The sequence below is a fragment of the Streptomyces sp. 150FB genome, from assembly GCF_000818195.1.
Taxonomy (GTDB): domain Bacteria; phylum Actinomycetota; class Actinomycetes; order Streptomycetales; family Streptomycetaceae; genus Streptomyces.
The window spans coordinates 7985281-8002234 of sequence record NZ_JTHL01000001.1 but is presented as its reverse complement, the minus strand read 5'-3'; the positions used below and the strand labels follow the sequence as shown (position 1 = coordinate 8002234).

The window sequence follows — 16954 nt, the reverse complement described above, 5'->3', positions numbered from 1 at the left end:
GGTGTGGGATCGGACGGGCCGGCATCGACGGCTAGCGGCGTCCGGTAGTGGTGAGGGCCTCGTGGCAACTGAGTTCTGCTGCTGCCACGAGGCCGTCGGCCAAGTGCCCGCAGATCTAGCTGGCGGCACGGCTGCCCGCTTCGGGTGTGCGGAGGGGCCGAACGTCCCCACGGCGCAGGGGAAGGCCGAGGACGGAGCGACTCAACTGACCCGCCCCGTCGTCGGACACACTGCACTCCAACGGCCCGCTCCCCGGTGGTTTTGGGGTGCTGGCCGTCGTACGTCCGGACGGCCGGGACATCGCCTGGCGCCTTGCCGTCCACCGGGTGAACGGTGCACGAAGCACGGGCGAGTCCCGGGCCGCCCGGTGACGGCGAGAAGGATCCCTGTGTCAGCGGGTCGCGTCGGCAGCCTGCTCGATGAGCCTGGTGACGGTGGAAGGGTCGGTCACCTGCGCGGCGTGGGGGGTGTCGGCAACGACGGTGTGAGCGTGGGCGCGAGCAGCCATGAAGCGCTCGGCCGCCGGGGGGATCAGGTGGTCCTCCTTGGACACGAGGTACCAGGAGGGGATCGTCCTCCAGGCAGGCTCCCCCGACGCCTCACTGAGGGCCTGCGAGTTGATCGGGCTCTGCTCCGCTGCGAGTTCCGCCGAGTCCTTGCTGCTGAGGCGGTTGCTCAGGAACAGGTCGCGGTACTGGTCGGCCTTGGCGTAGAGGTCCACTCCGCTGGTTCCGTTGGCGAGCGTGAAAGGCACGGGGCTCAGAGCGGTCGGAAGTGCGTCGGGGTTGGGGTCGGTGGTGATCCGGGTGCCGGGGAACTTCGCAGTCAGTCCCTGCACGGTCTCGCCCTTGTCGGGGGCGAAGGCGGAGATGTAGACGAGCGCCTTGACGTTGGAGTTGCCGGTGGCCGCGTTGGTGATGACGGACCCGCCGTAGGACTGGCCGACCAGGACGACGGGGCCCTTGATGGTCTTGAGGTAGGAGCCCAGGTAGGCCGAGTCGTCGGACAGGCTGCGCAAGGCGGTGGGCGGGGCGGTGACGGGGTAGCCGGCGGCCTGCAGGGACTTGATCTCTTTGCTCCAACTGCTCGGACCGGACCAGGCGCCGTTGACGAGGACGACGGTCGGCTTCGGCGCCGACTTTCCGAAGTAGGACGGCGCAGCCGATGCGAGGGTCGTCGCACCGCCCGCGAGGGCAAGGCCGGCGACTGTCAGAGCGGTGATGCGGAGGGCGCGGTGCTTGGGACGCTTGTGCATGGTTGTCTCCTTGAATGCTTGCTGGTGATCACATGTGCGGTGTTTCGGGCGTGACGTTCGGTGGGACCGGAGGTCCTGGGCAGAGCGGCAGGCGCACGCTCCGCGGGAAGGTGAGCTGCGGAGGAGTGGTGGGGCCCCCGCCGTCACACGAGTGTGTGAGTGTGTTCCTCAGCCCAGTTCAGGGCGTAGTCGGCGACCTCCTGCCAGCCCTTCTGGCCGATGATGAAGTGCGAACGCCCCGGGAACTCTTGGTAGTCCGTGACGGCGGTCGACTTGCGGTACAGGTGCCAATTGGCCTTGTTCACCTTGGGAGGGACGATGTGGTCGGCTTCTCCAGCGATGAACAGCAGCGGTGCCCTGAGGGCGTTGCGGAAGTTGATGCGCGTGGGGGCCTTCGGGTTGAAGTTGGCGAACGCCCCCTGAAAGAGCACCCGGGCCGAACCCGGAACGGCGTACCGCCGATAGTGGGCCGCCGACTCGCTCTCACTCAAGGTGTTGGTGACGGCATAGTGGAACTGCTCCGCCGTCAGGGGGACGGCCTTGTTCCTGTTGGCCGGGTTGCCCAGCACGGGCCAGGCCGACTTCAGTGTGGACAGTGGCAGCGGGAGTACGCCCTTGACTGCTGCGGAGTCGATGGCGACCCCCACACTGCCGAGCCCTCGATCGAGCAGGATCTGTACGACCGTGCCCCCGTACGAGTGGCCCATGATGATCGGCGGCCGGTCGAGACCACGGATGATCGTCTCGTAGTGATCGACCACCTCCTCCAGCCCTACCCCAGCGATTCCCACGGGGTCGCGCTGGAGTTCCTCCACTTCGCGGTCGAGGCCGGGCCATGCAGGTGCCAGCACCTTGTAACCCCGGGACTCGTAGTGGTGCTTCCATCCCTCCCAGCTACGGGGGTTCACCCACAGGCCGTGGATCAGCACGACCGTGCCGGCCTGACCGCTGTTGGTGTCGGTGTCGGTGTCGTCCATTAGATCTCCCAAGTGCATCACCGCTACGAACGCGGTTGGAGCGTGCTCGACAGGACGAGATCAACGGCGGGAACAACGGAGTGAGAAGCCGTCATCGTGTGCCGTGTCCTCGAAGGAGAGCCGACCGCAGCCCGACAGCCACTGCTCGTCGCAGGCGAAGCCGGAGCGGCGCTCTCCGTGTGCCGCCCTGACACGTGTCCAGTACGGCGTGTCCAGCGGCAATGCACAGACTTCTCCACCCGCTGTCCGGGGTGCATCTGTCAATCGGCCGTCTCCTCGCCGCGCCTTGGGCAGCCGTTTGTCCGGGACATCACAGCGGAGCGGTGGCTGAGGCCTGCCACGCGCTGCGGCCTGCCTCCCTCCTCAAAGGAACGGAGTTCGCCCACCTCGGCCATGGCGGTCCCGGCGGGCGGCGGTTTACGAGCGCCGCAACCTCCAAGTGGCGGGACTCGGCCCCAGCGGGTGCTCAGGCCTGCGGCAGGCGGAGTTCGAGGACCGTGTGAATCGTCCCCCTGAGGCCGTAACACCCATAGGCGCCCGCTTGTGGAGCGGGCAGACCGGGGCCGGCCGGTCCGTGTTTCGTGCAGGCCAGGCGGCAGACGTCAGAGAGATAGCCTCCGACACAGTCATTTGACTGACGCGAGCCGATCCAAGCCGGACAGATAGTGGTGACGTGGTTCAGGTGCACAGTGCATCTGTCGGGCGGAGTCCCAGCCGGCATCTCCGTGCCGGACGAACGGCCCCGGAGGGGCAGCGCGCTCCGTCCGCCACACAAGGCATGTTGGGCCAGGTCTCATATGAGAAGCACGGTGGACAGTCAGAGGTCGAAAGCCGCCCCGGCGGGGAACACGCGAGGTCACGCGCTCGCCGGAGCCGCACCGCGGCGTGGCGGGTGCCCGCGGCGCGGACGCTGCCTTGCCGAGGTTCGTCCTCCCGCGCGCACCGTACGTGGAGGAGCCTGATGGGGAAGGTCGTTCTCGTCACCGCCGCCTCCACCGAACTCGGTGCGGCGACGGCGACTGCGTTGGCCGGAGCAGGCCACACGGCATACGCCGGGATCGGCCCCTCCCCGGGTATCCCAGTTGCTGGACTTGCGGAGTTGGAGAAGCAGGCGTTGCTGCCGGATCGGCGGCTGCGTCCCCTCGCGCTTGACGTTGCCGACCAGCGCTCGGTCTCCGCCGCAGTCAGGGAGATCACCGCGGAGTGCGGCCGGATCGATGTGGTTGTCCACGGCACGGGCCCCGTGCCCCGTGGGCCCGTCGAGTGTTTCACTCCCTACCAGTTGGCGCAGATCTATGACGCACACGTGCTCACCGCCCAGCGGGTCAACCGAGCCGTGCTACCGCAGATGCGAGAGCGCCGGGACGGACTGCTCGTGTGGATGCTGCCCCCAGCCGACCGTGCGTACGAGCCTTCCTACCTGGCCCTGCACTCCGAGGCCGTCATGTTGATCGACCACCTGGCTGTGAGCTACGCAAGGGAACTGGCCGGGTTCGGGATCGAGGTGTGCACCATCGTCTCGCGTGCGTGCGCGACAGACGGCGGCGGGCCCGCCGGGCTGGTCCGTCCGGACGACAGCGAGACGGCCTGGGCGTACGACGGTCAGTACCCGGGCCTGGCCGGCAGGGTCGACGGGGCCCTCGCGCAACAGGTCGGCACCCGAATGGATGTCGTGCGCGCAGTCGAAGCCGTCACGAGTGCGGTGGACAGCCCGAAAGGCAACCGCCCGCCGCGGATCATTGCCGCTCGCCCCAGCGACCGGGCATGACCTGTACCACGGCGGACAGTTGCGGTCGCCGGGGCGGCTGACCCGGGGCAGCCGTTACGACATCCGGCTGTCAAGGGACGAGGGGCCCGGTCCGCTCAGCCGGGGTAGGGGCCGGCGCCGGATCGAAAGCTCATGCCGCGCCCACCCTTGTCAAACAGTGACCCCGGTCAGTCACGACACGCGGAACGCGTGCGACGTGGCCGACGGCGTCCTGTTTCAGGTCCAGAGCCGCGCACGCGCCGACGTACATGGCCTCCTGCCCGTCGCACAGGTAGGTGCAGGGAACCTAACGATGTCGCCGCTGCCTTGCAAAGCGTTGACCCACTCTTCGAAGCAGTGGACAGGCAGCAGCATCTCCCGCAGGCTCGCGATCAGTTCGGGGACCCGCTCGGTGGTGATGTCCATCTGCCCTTCACGATGACTGAGGAGGGGTGCGGAGCGACTCTCGCGAGACGCCCGCACTTGCCAGACAGGCGCGCCGAGCACTCCTGCGCCGAGGAAGTACGGCCGGACGGTCCTCATTCTCCAACCTGGCTTCGGTGTCCACGGCGGGTCCCCCTCAACATAGCGGGGGGGCGACGGCAGTGCGGGCACGGACGGGTACTGGGCTTCACATACTCGAACAACTGCTGTTGTGCGGGGCCCCGGAGGCCGCGCATTTCAGATAGTGGGAAAGCCGTGGCTCTCCCTGGTGCCCCGCAAGGCCGGCTCTAGAATCCGGAACCCGGGGGATGGTGGCCCGGGCGGGGCCCTCGCTCACAGCCGCCGTCCGCGTGGCAGGCCGGTGCCGTGCGGGTTGACAGTTCAAGACCCGCAATGAGACTGCGGACCGGCTGCGGGAAGAGGAGAACAGCGAGATGGCGGAAGTTGTGGGCAGGGACGCCTCCGACGGGTTGGCCGGACGGCACGTAGGCGATAGCCAGGGGCTCTCCGGATTCGCAGCCACCGATCCACCGCGCGTGGCGGCCCCAGTGGGCAAGTACAGCCACCTGGCGGAACCGCCCGCCGGACACCGGCTGGTGTTCGTCTCCGGACAGGTCGGCGCGCACCCGGACGGCAGTGTCCCGGCCGACGCGAAAGAGCAGACGCGGTTGGTGTTCGCCAACTTGCGTGTCTTGCTTGACGAGTTGGGTGCGGGCCCGGAGCACCTGGTCAAGCTGCTGACGTTCGTCGCCGGAACGGAGAGCCTGCCGGGATGGGCCGAGGCGCGGGACGATGTCTATGCCCAGTGGTACCCGGACGGGTCCTACCCGGCGCACTCGCTGGCTGTGGTGACCGCGCTGGCCCGCCACGACCTGCTGGTGGAGACCGAGGGTGTAATCGTCGTGCCGGGTGACTCATGACCTCGCACGACCGGCAGGCCCGCGCGGCCGCGTCGACCCCGACAGCGCCCGCCGCGCTGGACCAACCGGCCTTCCGGGCCCTGTTCCCGGCGCTTGACTCGGGTGCGGTGTGGTTGGACTCCCCGGGCAGCCCTCCGGGCGCCGCGCCGGTGACGGACGCGCTGCGTTCGGTGCTGGACGCCTGGAGCGACGGGACGTTCGAATGGAAGGCGTGGGATCAGGCTTCCGTCGCCTGCCGGCCCCTGATCGCCGACTTCCTGGGCGTCGGGGTCGGCTCGGTGGCCCTGATGGGCTCGGTGGCGGAGGCCGCTGCCACGGTCGCGGCGTCGCTGCCGCCGGGTCGCGTCGTCGTGCCCGAGCAGGAGTTCCGCAGCAACCTGTATCCGTGGCTGGCATTGGACCCGGCGCGCTACGACGTCGTCACGGTGCCTTCCCGGGACGGGGCTGTGCGTACGGAGGATCTTGTTTCGGCACTCGACGACACCACGGTGTTGCTGGCGGTCAGCGAGGTACTGACCAGCAACGGCGTACGGACCGACCTGCCGGCCCTGCGGGCAGCGACCGACGAGTACGGAGCGAGGCTGTTCGTCGACGCCAGCCAGTCGCAGGGTGTTCTGCGGCTCGACTTCGCTGCCTTGCGGCCGGACTACGTGGCGGTACACGGCTACAAGTGGATGCTGTGCCCCCGAGGTGCGGCCTGGCTGGTGGTGCGGCCCGATCAGGTGCACCGGCTCGCGCCGCTGCTGCCGAGCTGGCACTCGGACGCCGAGTACGGATATTTCGGCGGCCGCCTGCACCTCCAGGCGACGGCCGCCCGTTGCGACACCCCTGCCGCCTGGCTGCCGTGGCTGGGAGCACGGGAAGCGCTGCGCGTGCACGCGTGCCTGGATCCAGCGAGCGTCGAACGGCACTGCCTGCGCCTCGCCGCCGTGTTCACGGAGGCCGCCCGTGCACTGGGACACCCCGTGCCGGCGCCGGGTGAACCGAGTCACGTGGCAGTTGTGCGGCACAGTTCTGCGACTCGGCTGGCGCGGGAGTTCACGGCGGCCGGCGTGCGGGCCAGTGTCCTGCCAGATCGCCTGAGGGTCGGCTTCCACTACTTCAATGACGACTCCGACGTCGCGACCGCCCTCGCCGCCCTGCGCTCGGCGGCGGCGGCCTGACCTAGGTTCTGTTTCCCGGGTCTTCGTGGAGGAGCTCGGGGCCGTCCGGTGGACGGGGTCCCTCCCGTGCCGTCAGGCCACGGGGGAGCACCGCCAGGCGGGGGGATCGTCCTCGTACTGGACGTACGTGGACGACTCCGACAAGGCGGCGAGGTGCCGTACCAGGCGTCCGGGCCCGCGAAGATCCGGGAAACAGGGCCCAAATGGCACCCTCGCCGAACGCAACCGCCTCGGCGACAGCCGCGGCGACTACTCACCCAGGCACCGTCGGCACGGAGTGAACGTCCAAGTGATCGACCTTGCCGGCGAGATGCTGTGGATCCCGTCAGCTTTGCCCGGCCGCGCCCTCATGATCTGACCGCTGCCCGGAACCCGATCATCCGCATCTGCGAGCGACAGGGTGTCCCCCACCTTGCCGACCGCGCCCATCAGCGCGCCCTGCACCCAGGTGTTCATATAGTTGAAAAGATGCTTGTCCTCCTGGTGCAGAATGCGTCTAGAACCAGAAGGTGTCGATGACAAGAACAGGACCCCCTACGGCCGGAAGGCCCTCATGCTCGAAAACATCGCGGCCGGGGCCCGTACGCCGAGCGCCACCGTCCTGCACACCCTGGAACGCGGACTCGCACTGCTCGAAGCCGTCGCAGCCTCTGACGGCACGGCAACGGCCAAAGCCCTCTCCCGCCGACTGGACCTGAAGATCGGCACCTGCTACCACTTGTTGCGCACCCTGCGCGCGGGCGGATACATCGTGCGGCTGCCCGGTGGCCGCTACGACGTAGGCCCCCGCGCGTCGTCCCTCAGCCGCCACCTCCAACGGCGTTCCGGACCCGCCCCCGAACTGGTGGCGATCCTGGCCCAGTTGCACGCCCGCACACGTGAGACCTCGTATCTCTCCGGCTGGCATCACGGCGTACTGCGGCTTCAGCACTACGTGGCCGACGCTCCCACCGACGACGTCACAGGTCTCGACGTGGGCTACGCCGCGCACATGCACGCCAGGGCTTCCTGCAAGGCCGTCCTTGCCTGCCTGCCGGACGACCAGCTAGAGGCGATTCTCTCCAGCCGGTCACTGGAGCGGCTGACTCCGCACACGATCACCGACTTCGCGGCACTCACCGCCGACCTGGCCCTGGTCCGCAGGCGGGGCTACGCGTTGGACCAGGAGGAGTTCACCGAGGGCGTGGCCTGTGTCTCGGCCCCGTTCTTCGCAGGGCAGATCCCGGCGGGGGCCTTCACCGTCTCGGTTTCGATTCCCCGCGGGTCCTCGCTCCCCGTGCGTCTGATTACCCCTGTCCGCGCTGCCGCCGAACTGGCCACAGGCATGGTGCGCAGCGGCCGCCTGAGCATTGAGGCGCCGCCGGTCCACTGACGGCTTCAGTATCGTGTTGCGAGTGCGGGAAATCTCAAAGGCGGTCCACCCGCCCTTCGGAAGAATGCGCTGTCCGTGCTGACGCCAAATCACTGCGCGAAAATCACTCACCGACAGCAAAGTCGCGATGATATAATGATGAACTACGGGGTATGCCGCCAATATTCCCGTTGATCATCGGAACTGCTTTCTCTTTCGAGGGCACAGAGTACATGCGAAAAAGAGCGTGACCATGCAGCGCGCAACCATGCAGCGAAGGGGCGGAGAAGATGTCCGACGAGGACCGCGTGTCGGTGACCGACAAAGTCCTGGCTTTGCTCGGAGCATTTTCCCACGAAGAGCCCGCGCTGACGCTGACAGAGTTGTCGCAGCGCACGGGGCTTTCATTGCCCACGGTCCATCGTCGTGTCGGCGAACTCGTCGAGTGGGGAGCACTTGAGCGTGGCCGCGACCGGCGGTACCGAGTGGGTCTGCGCCTGTGGGAAGTGGCTACCCTCGCGCCCCGCGGACACGGCATTCGGGATGTGGCTCTGCCGGTTCTCCAGGACCTGTACGACGTGTCGAAACAGCAGCACATTCACCTTTCCGTCCGGAATCACACGGACGTCGTCATCTTGGAGCGTCTCAGTGCGCCCAACGCCCCCCAGGCCGTCGGCCGGACGGGCGGCCGGTTCGGCACATTCGCCACGGGTGCGGGGTTGGTCCTGCTTGCGCACGCCCCCTTCGACGTGCGGGAGGAATACCTGAGCAACCCGTTGGCCCGGTACACCGAAGAAACCGTGACTGACCCCGGACGGCTCCGTTCCATCCTGGCCGCCGTCCGCCGGGACGGCCACTCCAACAGTGACAGGATGATGGCGGCGGATGTGCACTGTGTGGGCGCCCCGATATACGGGCCGGACGACACCGTGGTGGCGGCTGTGTCGATCTGTTTCCGGGCGGGAACGCAATCGTTTCGTGCAGTTGCACCATCCGTTCGCGCAGCGGCCAGAAAGATCAGCGGAACCCTCAGGGCGGAATCCGCGAACGCGACCACCCGGCCGATGACCGAGTGAGCGCCGAGTGAGCCCACAGCGGCAGATCTCATAGACGACGGTGCGCCTCCCCGTCGGCAACAGCGCGAACGATGCCGGCTTCACCGAAGACTTACTGGTACCGGGGCACCCATCAACGCGATCAGGCATGCAACCTTCTGGTCGAGTTCTGAGCCGACTTGTGCGATCTCCCGCCTACGGTAACTGTCGAAGTGCGAGCTGGGCTTGTCGATCACGAACCGCGGGGCGTTCCGCTCGGCCTGCTCCACATAGGAATTCCAAGGTGCTCGCGACTCGGAAAGGCTCTTGATCTCCGAGTCATTCAGGGGCGGGACGAGACTCTCATAACGCCACACAGCATCTTCGAACGATCCTGGCAGAGGAATGTTCAAACGGGTGGCTTCGTAACTGATTTCCTGCGGATGGGACATGTTTGGGATCTCCCTTATTGCTCGCATGGGCCGGAGGGGAGAGGCGGGGGAGGCATTCCCGCTGCGTGCGCACAGGTGACAGCTCGCGGAGACAACCTCCCGCCTTCGTCCCGTCTCCCCCATTCTCTTCCCGGGAACCGTCAGCCGCACCAGTCGGATGACCACTGCCACGCCGGCAACCGCCCCGTCGGCTCCGCGGCAATGGCTCGTCAAGGACGCGGTCGCCCACGGAGTGTGATGCGCCTCAATAATTTGTCGATCGTTCCAGATATGGGTACGGTGGGGATATGGCACGCACCCGAGAGTTCGACACCGACGCCGCCGTCGCGGCGGCGATGGAGGCGTTTCGCCGTACGGGGTTCGAAGGCACCTCGATGCGGGACCTCGCCGAGGCCACCGGCTTGGGGAGTGGGTCGATCTATGCGGCGTTCGGGAGCAAGGAGGGCCTGTATCTCGCGGCGCTCGACCTGTACCGGCAGCAGTACGCCATGCCCCTGACCGACCTGCTGCGCTCCACCCATGGCGATGCGCGGGAGGTGGTCCGGGGGGTCTTCGTCGCCGCCGTGGACGAGATCGCCAGGGATGGCCGGCGCCGGGCCTGCCTGATCGTGGCGGCGGCGATGGAACGGGCCCGGGACGACGACCGGGTTGCGGCCCGGCTCCGGTCGACCACGCAGGCGCTGGAACTCGCGCTGTTCGATGTGATCGCCGAGGGGCAGACGCGCGGCCAGGTCCCGGCCGACCGCGACGCCTCCGATCTCGCCGGATTCCTGGTGACCAACCTCCAGGGCCTGAGGGTGATGGCGGCGATCAGCCCCGACCGCGCCACGCTGATGCGCTCCGCCGAGGTCGCACTGACCTGCCTCGCCTGAGAGGCCGGCCGACGACTTCCGGGGCCGTTTTCTCACCGGCTCGGGCCCATGCCGTAGGACCTCGCTTCATCGGCTCCTCGCGGTGCCGCTTCGCATGGCCTCATTATGGAACGAATGCTCAAGATAAATCCTTGAAAGGATCATCATGAAGACGATCGGTGTCGGCGTCGTCGGTGGCAGCACGAGCGGATGGGCGTCCCTGGCGCACCTTCCGGCGCTCGCCGCGTCCCCCGACTTCGAACTACGGGCGGTGAGTACCTCGCGGCACAGCTCAGCGCAGGCCGCCTCACTGCAACACGGTGTGCCCGCCTACGACCATCACCAGGAACTCATCGCGCACCCGGGCGTCGACGTGGTCGTGGTGTCCGTGAAGGTCACCGAACACCTCGACATCATCGCGGCGGCGCTCGCTGCGGGGAAGACGGTCTACAGCGAGTGGCCGCTGGCGAACGGGCGGGCCGAGGCCGAGAAGCTCGCAGAGCTGGCCAGGGCCGCGCACGTCCGTACCGTGGTCGGGTTGCAGGGACGGTACGCCCCCGAGGTGCGCCTGGCCCGCGACCTGGTCCGCGATGGCTACGTGGGCAAGGTCCTCGGAACCACGATGACCGGCTCCGGCATGGCGTGGGGCGCGGAGGCGGCCGAGAGCCAGGTCTACTGGTACGACAACGCCAACGGCGCCACCCCGCTGACCTCTCCCACGCTTCACGCCCTGGACCCGCTGCACTTCGTCCTGGGCGAGTTCGACACGGTGGCGGCCAACCTGGCCGTCGGCCGCACGGAGGCCACGGTCGCCGGAAGCGGGCGGACCGTCCCGGTCACCGTCGCCGACCAGGTCGCCGTGATCGGCACGCTCCACGGCGGCGCCGCCGCGTCCGTCTTCTACCGCGGCGGCGCGTCGCGCGGCGACAACTTCCGCTGGGAGATCAACGGTTCGCAGGGCGACCTGGTACTGACCTCCACCTGGGGCAACATGCAGGTCGCTCAGCTCGACCTCGCCGGCGGGCGGGGAACGGACAGCACCGTCAAGCCACTTGACCTCCCCGCCTCGCACACTGAGGACATCCCGGCCGAACTGCGGGGCACCGCCGGCGCGAACGTCGCCCGGCTCTACGCCGCGCTGGCCAGGGACCTGGCCGAAGATACGCACACGGTGCCCGACTTCGAACACGCCCTGGCCCGGCACCGCCTCATCGACGCGATCGAACGCGCCGCGGCGACCGGCAACACCCAGACGGTGAACTGACTCCTGCGGGCCGGCCGGCCCCCGGCCGATCAAGGCCCTGCGGATTCTCGACCACCTGACCTACGGGCGCCCGGCGTGAACGACTGCCGAGCGCCCTTGAACCCTGAGCGGGATCCTCCTATGAGGACAGTAGGACTTCTGCGGTACGGCGGCCCCGAGGTGCTGCGGATCCTGGAGCGGCCCACACCGCACGCGGGGGAAGGTGAGGTGCGCATCCGTGTACGGGCTGCGGCCGTCAACCCCGGGAGGTGCTGGCTGCGATCGTGTTCGTGGCCACGTCGGGCTGCACGTGGCAGCGGTTGCCGTCCGCTTCATTCGGCCTGTCGGGGGCGACCGCGCACCGGCGCTTTGCCGAGTGGACGAAGGTCAGGCTGGTGCAGGGCATACCGCCGATCCGCTCCCGGCGCGGACGCCGACGGCGCAGACCGGGAAAGCCCCACGCAGGCAAGGGGTACGACGACGATTACCTGCGGCGATGGCTTTCCGGGCGCGGCATCAGTCTCCGCATCGCCCGTAAGCGCGTCGAGTCCTCGACCCGCCTGGGCCGCCACCGTTGGACCATAGAACGCACGATGTCCTGGCTCGCCGGATGCCGCCGACCGCACCGCCGCCACGAGCGAAAAGCCGAGCACTTCCTCGCCTTCACCAGCATCGCCCGCACCCTCATCTGCTACCGCGGACTCACTTGCTGAAGTGCCGCTGCAGTAGCCCCATGGCCAAGTCGTGGCCATAGTGCTCGGCCAGGTCCATAGGGGTTTGCCCATCGGGATCCGCGAGCTGTGGATCCGCGCCGAAGGCCAGCAGCACCGCCGTGGTGTGCACAGTCAACGGCTGCCCGGTTTGCAGGGCTCCGTCCCCCTCCATATCGATCGCGTGCGTCAACAGCGTCATGTTTCCGAAGACCTCGTCCGGGTCCGCTCCCCTGGCCAGCAGCCGGGCCAAGGACTCCACATCATCGTGCTCGACCGCGTCGTGGGCCGGCGTCCAGTAGTCACTCACGACGTCATTCAACCGCCCGCACACCGACTCCCAGCAGCGACTTCATGTTCCTTCGATCACCAAATGAGACGGCTTCTAAGGCACAGGACGGCTACTGCCCTTGCTCAGCCAGGCATTTCCCCTTACTAGCCAAGCGGATCTGTCAGTTCGCATACTGACAAACTCCCCGCGGCAAGTAGACTCCCTGGCCCGCGTGACCTACGTAGTGGCGGGTGTCGATCACCGGAACGCCTCGGGAGAGCACCGTCTCCACCCGGCCCGTCACGCGCTTGCCCTCGTAGGCCGAGTAGTCGACGTTCATGTGGTGTGTTTCGGCGGAGATGATCTGCTCGGCATGCGGATCGTAGATGACGATGTCGGCGTCCGCCCCCGGTGCGATCGTCCCCTTCTTCGGATACAGGCCGAACATCCGGGCCGGGGTGGCGCAGGCGATCTCGATCCAGCGGCGGCGGGTGATGTGGCCGTCGACAACGGCCTGATGGAGCAGGTCCATCCGGTTCTCCACCCCCGGCAGCCCGTTGGGGATCTTCGAGAAGTCGCCCCGCCCCAGCTCCTTCTGGCCCGTGAAGCAGAACGGACAGTGGTCGGTGGAGACCACCTGGAGGTCGTTGGTGCGCAGCCCGCGCCAGAGGGCGGCCTGGTGTTCCTTCGGCCGGAGCGGCGTCGAGCAGACGTACTTGGAACCCTCGAAGTCCGGCTCGGCGAGATTGTCGGTGGAGAGGAAGAGATACTGCGGGCAGGTCTCGCCGAAGACCGGCAGCCCCTTGTCACGCGCCGCCGCCAGTTCGGCGAGGGCTTCCTCCGCCGACACGTGCACCACGTACAGCGGCGCCTCGGCGACGCGTGCGAGCTGGATCGCCCGGTGGGTGGCCTCGGCCTCCAGCAGGGCCTTGCGTACCTCTCCGTGGTGGCGCGGATCGGTACGGCCCTCGGCCAGGGCCTGTTCGACGAGGACATCGATCGCGATGCCGTTCTCCGCGTGCATCATGATCAGCCCGCCGTTGCCGGAGGCGCGCTGCATGGCCCGCAGGATCTGGCCGTCGTCGCTGTAGAAGACCCCGGGATACGCCATGAAGAGCTTGAACGAGGTGACGCCCTCCTGGACGAGGAGGTCCATCTCCTTCAGGGACTGCTCGTTGACGTCGGCGAGGATCATGTGGAAGCCGTAGTCGACCGCGCAGTTGCCGTCGGCCTTCTCGTGCCAGGCGTCGAGCCCTTCGCGCAGCGACTTCCCCGGGGACTGGATGGCGAAGTCCACGATGGTCGTCGTGCCGCCCCAGGCGGCGGCCCTCGTACCGGTCTCGAAGGTGTCGGAGGCGTAGGTGCCGCCGAACGGCATCTCCATGTGGGTGTGGCCGTCGACCCCGCCCGGGATGACGTACTTGCCGGTGGCGTCGATCGTACGGTCGGCGCTCCAGCCCGCCGCCACGTCGGATCCGTGCGCCGCGAGGGCGACGATCCGGCTGCCGTCGATGAGGACATCGGCGTGGATCTCGTCGGAGGCGGTGATCACGAGTCCGCCGCGGATCAGGGTGCGGGTGCTGCTCATGGTGGTGACGCTCCCTTTCGTACGTACGGCCGGGCCGGCGGCGACCGGCCCGGCCCTGCCGGGAAGACCGACTAGACGCTGCGCAGGGCCCGTTCGAGGATCGCGGCGCCCTCTTCCGCCTCGGCGACGGTCAGGGTGAGGGGCGGCGCGATGCGCAGGACGCTGGTGTTGTGGCCGCCGCCCTTGCCGATCAACAGGCCGCCTTCGCGCGCCGCTTCGAGGACGGCCGCAGCCAGCTCGGGGGACGCCTCGTCCGTGCCGGGTTTCGCCAGCTCCAAGCCGATCATCAGCCCCCGGCCGCGCACCTCGCGTACGGCGTCGACGGTGACGCCGATCGCCCGCAGCCGCTCGATCAGCAGTCCGCCGACACGGCGGGCGTTGCCCTGGAGATCGTGCTCCAGCAGGTACGAGAGGTTCGCCAGGCCGGCCGCCATGGTGACAGGGCTGCCGCCGAAGGTCGAAATGGAGTTGGAGTCAAGGCAGTTCATGATGTCGGCGCGGGCGACGACACCGCCGATGGACATGCCGTTGCCGATGCCCTTGGCGAAGGTGAGGATGTCGGGCGGACCGCTCGCCGCGTGGGCCTCCCAGCCCCAGAAGTGGTCGCCGGTACGGCCCCAGCCCGTCTGCACCTCGTCGCTGATCCACAAGATGCCGTGCCGGTCGAGGACTTCGCGGAACGCGGCGTACAGCCCGTCGGGCGGCAGGGTGAACCCGCCGACGCCCTGCACCGGTTCGGCGATCAGCGCGGCCGGCGCCCGGGTGTGTCCGAGCAGGTCCTCCAGGTCGGCGACGCACGCCTCGATGAACTCGGCGTCGCTCAGGTGCGCGTACGGTCCACGGGTGCGAACGCCGCCGTGCACGTACAGCGTCTGGAGCGGCGAGAGACCGGTCGGCGACCAGCCCCGGTTGCCGGTGATGGAGACGGTGGAGAACGACCTGCCGTGGTAGCTGTTGCGCATCGCCAGGATCTGGTTGGACCCCCGGTAGGCGGTCGCCAGCATCAGCGCGGTGTCGTTGGCCTCGGTGCCCGACGTGGTGAAGAAGACCCGGGCGTCCGGGATTTTGGACAGGTGGGCGATCCGCTCGGCCAGCTCGACCATGGGGCGGTTGAGGTAGAGCGTCGAGGAGTGGATGATCCGCGCCGCCTGCTCGCTCACCGCTTTGGTGACCTCGGGGAGGGCGTGCGCGGTCATGGTGGTGAGGATGCCGCCGAAGAAGTCGAGGTAGCGGTTGCCCTCGGCGTCCCAGACGTGGCGGCCCTCGCCATGGGTGATCTCGATGGGCTGCTTGTAGTAGAGCGCCAGCCAGTCCGGGAGGACGGCGCGGTGGCGCTCGTGAAGGTCGGTCGGCGCGGGAACGCCGGGGGTGAACACGGTCGCGGAAGTCGCCGGAGTGCGGGCGTCCTGCTGGGTCACGGCTGCACCAGTCCCTCGTACGCGTCGGGCCTGCGGTCACGGTAGAACGCCCACTGCTGCCGTACCTCTTCGATCAGGTCGAGATCGAGGTCGCGTACGAGCAGTTCCTCCGTCTTGTCGCTCGCGGTGTCGCCGACGAACTGACCGCGCGGGTCCACGAAGTAGCTCGTCCCGTAGAAGTCGTTGTCGCCGTACACCTCCCGGCCGACGCGGTTGATCGCCGCGATGAAGTACTCGTTGGCGACGGCGGCCGCCGGCTGTTCCAACTGCCAGAGGTGGGAGGAGAGACCGCGCGAGGTGGCGGACGGGTTGTAGACGATCTGGGCGCCGTTCAGGCCGAGTTGGCGCCAGCCTTCGGGGAAGTGCCGGTCGTAGCAGATGTAGACGCCGACCTTGCCGACCGCGGTGTCGAAGACGGGCCAGCCGGCGTTGCCTGGTTTGAAGTAGTACTTCTCCCAGAAGCCCTTGAGCTGCGGGATGTGGTGCTTGCGGTACATCCCGAGGTACGAGCCGTCGGCGTCGATCACGGCGGCGGTGTTGTAGTAGAAGCCCGACTGTTCGACCTCGAAGACCGGTACGACGATGACCATCCCGGTCTCCCTGGCCAGCTCCCGCATCCGGGTGACGGTCGGCCCGTCGGGGACGGACTCGGCCCACCGGTAGTGCTCGGGCTCCTGGACCTGACAGAAGTAGGGGGCGTTGAAGACCTCTTGGAATCCGATGATCTTCGCGCCCTGCCGGGCCGCCTCGCGGGCGTGCTCCTCATGCTTGGCGATCATGGATTCGGTGTCACCGGTCCAGGTCGCCTGGACGAGTGCGGCGCGTACGACGTGGGCCACGAGCTGCTCCTTCGGCGGATGCGTCCGTTCGGCGTCGGCCGGCTGCCGGCCGGGGCTTCTACGCACGTAGATGCGCGTAGAGGAGAACGTAAGCCCCTGCACAGGCAGGGGCAAGACCATCGTCATTAACCCGCTGAGTCGATCAAGTTTCACACCCGAGCGGTCCACATCGGTCGGGGACGGTTACGGAAGCGGTCAAGGGTGGGGGCAGGGACCCCGTCAGGCGGCCGGGATGCCGGCGATCCGCAGCGCGTGGACGAGGTCGCGTTCGCGGGCGGACGAGACCGCGCGCGCCGCGTCGAGGAGCTGCGGGACGAGGCGGCGCGGGTCCGGCGCGGCGATGAGCGCCGCGTCCTCGGGCGTACGGGACTGTACGAAGGCGCTGAGCAGCGCCTGCGCCTCCGGCGCCCTGCCCACCTCGCCGAGCGCGAGAACGGCGTCCGCGATCTCCTCCGCCGGCCGGGAAGCCCCCTGCCGCAGTAGCTGCGCGCAGTCGCCGTCGCGGCCGGCCCCGGCCAGTGCGCCCGCTGCGGCGGCGAGCGGAGCGGGCGGCAGCGAGGAGGCTTCCCAGAGCAGCTCGGCCCAGTCGGCGCCGAGCCCGGCGCGGTGCAGTTCCCCGGCGAGCAGCGGGAGTTGGCCGGGCGGCCGGCCTGCGGCCTCGCAGAGTACGACATGTGCCTCACCGCTGCGG

14 protein-coding genes and 4 pseudogenes are annotated in these 16954 nt (G+C 68.4%); 10 read left to right on the top strand and 8 right to left on the bottom strand.

The annotated features are described in order from the left end of the window. Positions 1–391: 391 nt before the first annotated feature. Together QR77_RS34405 and QR77_RS34400 are read right to left on the bottom strand one after the other, a co-directional pair. Positions 392–1255, bottom strand: coding sequence for an alpha/beta hydrolase (locus tag QR77_RS34405; RefSeq protein ID WP_040025939.1), 864 nt, complete (start codon positions 1253–1255; stop codon positions 392–394). A 143-nt stretch (positions 1256–1398) separates the two neighbouring features. After that, complete coding sequence (locus QR77_RS34400) at positions 1399–2232, bottom strand: alpha/beta hydrolase (protein ID WP_040025938.1); 834 nt, start codon at positions 2230–2232, stop codon at positions 1399–1401. Between the two features lie 778 nt (positions 2233–3010). Between QR77_RS34400 and QR77_RS34395 the strand changes: the two genes are divergently transcribed. The 6 genes and pseudogenes from QR77_RS34395 (at position 3011) to QR77_RS34365 (ending at position 8933) form a co-directional block, all read left to right on the top strand. After that, positions 3011–4000, top strand: coding sequence for an SDR family NAD(P)-dependent oxidoreductase (locus QR77_RS34395; RefSeq protein WP_078877500.1), 990 nt, complete (start codon positions 3011–3013; stop codon positions 3998–4000). Positions 4001–4959: 959 nt separating this feature from the next. Continuing rightward, positions 4960–5343 (top strand): RidA family protein, encoded by a 384-nt coding sequence (locus QR77_RS34385; protein WP_040029138.1) that lies wholly within the window; start codon positions 4960–4962, stop codon positions 5341–5343. Beyond that, a complete protein-coding gene (locus tag QR77_RS34380; RefSeq protein ID WP_078877496.1) occupies positions 5340–6506 on the top strand; it encodes an aminotransferase class V-fold PLP-dependent enzyme in 1167 nt (388 codons plus the stop codon). Before QR77_RS34385 ends, QR77_RS34380 begins: the two co-directional genes overlap by 4 nt. A gap of 202 nt (positions 6507–6708) precedes the next feature. Then, positions 6709–6944 (top strand): annotated as a pseudogene (locus QR77_RS49470) (IS5/IS1182 family transposase); the annotation flags it as partial. A 115-nt stretch (positions 6945–7059) separates the two neighbouring features. Further along, entirely contained in the window at positions 7060–7878 is an 819-nt protein-coding gene (locus tag QR77_RS34370) for an IclR family transcriptional regulator (protein ID WP_052489263.1), read from the top strand. Positions 7879–8147: 269 nt separating this feature from the next. Beyond that, positions 8148–8933, top strand: a complete 786-nt coding sequence (locus QR77_RS34365) for an IclR family transcriptional regulator (RefSeq protein ID WP_040025935.1) — start codon at positions 8148–8150, stop codon at positions 8931–8933. An 80-nt stretch (positions 8934–9013) separates the two neighbouring features. Here the strand turns inward: QR77_RS34365 and QR77_RS46140 are convergent, their stop codons facing one another. Then, positions 9014–9343, bottom strand: a complete 330-nt coding sequence (locus QR77_RS46140; RefSeq protein WP_150130478.1) for a hypothetical protein — start codon at positions 9341–9343, stop codon at positions 9014–9016. Between the two features lie 287 nt (positions 9344–9630). Between QR77_RS46140 and QR77_RS34360 the strand changes: the two genes are divergently transcribed. The 4 genes and pseudogenes from QR77_RS34360 to QR77_RS44320 all read left to right on the top strand — a co-directional run. Then, positions 9631–10215 (top strand): TetR/AcrR family transcriptional regulator, encoded by a 585-nt coding sequence (locus QR77_RS34360; RefSeq protein WP_040025934.1) that lies wholly within the window; start codon positions 9631–9633, stop codon positions 10213–10215. 145 nt (positions 10216–10360) lie between these two features. Further along, on the top strand, positions 10361–11458 hold the full coding sequence (locus QR77_RS34355; RefSeq protein ID WP_078877494.1) for a Gfo/Idh/MocA family oxidoreductase: 1098 nt from the start codon (positions 10361–10363) through the stop codon (positions 11456–11458). 120 nt (positions 11459–11578) lie between these two features. Further along, positions 11579–11701 (top strand): annotated as a pseudogene (locus tag QR77_RS49465) (NADP-dependent oxidoreductase); the annotation flags it as partial. Beyond that, positions 11701–12150, top strand: a pseudogene (locus QR77_RS44320) (transposase); the annotation flags it as partial. The pseudogenes QR77_RS49465 and QR77_RS44320, both read left to right, overlap by 1 nt. On the opposite strand, the gene QR77_RS34350 reads toward QR77_RS44320, so the two are convergent. From QR77_RS34350 to QR77_RS34330, 5 genes and pseudogenes are all read right to left on the bottom strand, one after another. Then, positions 12140–12457, bottom strand: a complete 318-nt coding sequence (locus tag QR77_RS34350) for an ankyrin repeat domain-containing protein (RefSeq protein WP_040029134.1) — start codon at positions 12455–12457, stop codon at positions 12140–12142. The pseudogene QR77_RS44320 and the gene QR77_RS34350 sit on opposite strands and share 11 nt — an antisense overlap. A 142-nt stretch (positions 12458–12599) precedes the next feature. Continuing rightward, positions 12600–14006: a dihydropyrimidinase gene (hydA, locus tag QR77_RS34345; RefSeq protein WP_040025933.1), complete on the bottom strand. Its 1407-nt coding sequence runs from the start codon at positions 14004–14006 to the stop codon at positions 12600–12602. Positions 14007–14077: 71 nt separating this feature from the next. Further along, positions 14078–15382, bottom strand: a complete 1305-nt coding sequence (locus QR77_RS34340) for an aspartate aminotransferase family protein (RefSeq protein ID WP_040029133.1) — start codon at positions 15380–15382, stop codon at positions 14078–14080. Positions 15383–15420: 38 nt separating this feature from the next. Next, the gene (locus QR77_RS34335) at positions 15421–16263 is read right to left on the bottom strand and encodes a nitrilase-related carbon-nitrogen hydrolase (RefSeq protein ID WP_040025932.1); all 843 of its coding nucleotides are present in this window, start codon (positions 16261–16263) and stop codon (positions 15421–15423) included. A gap of 219 nt (positions 16264–16482) precedes the next feature. Then, positions 16483–16954: pseudogene (locus QR77_RS34330) on the bottom strand (hypothetical protein); the annotation flags it as partial.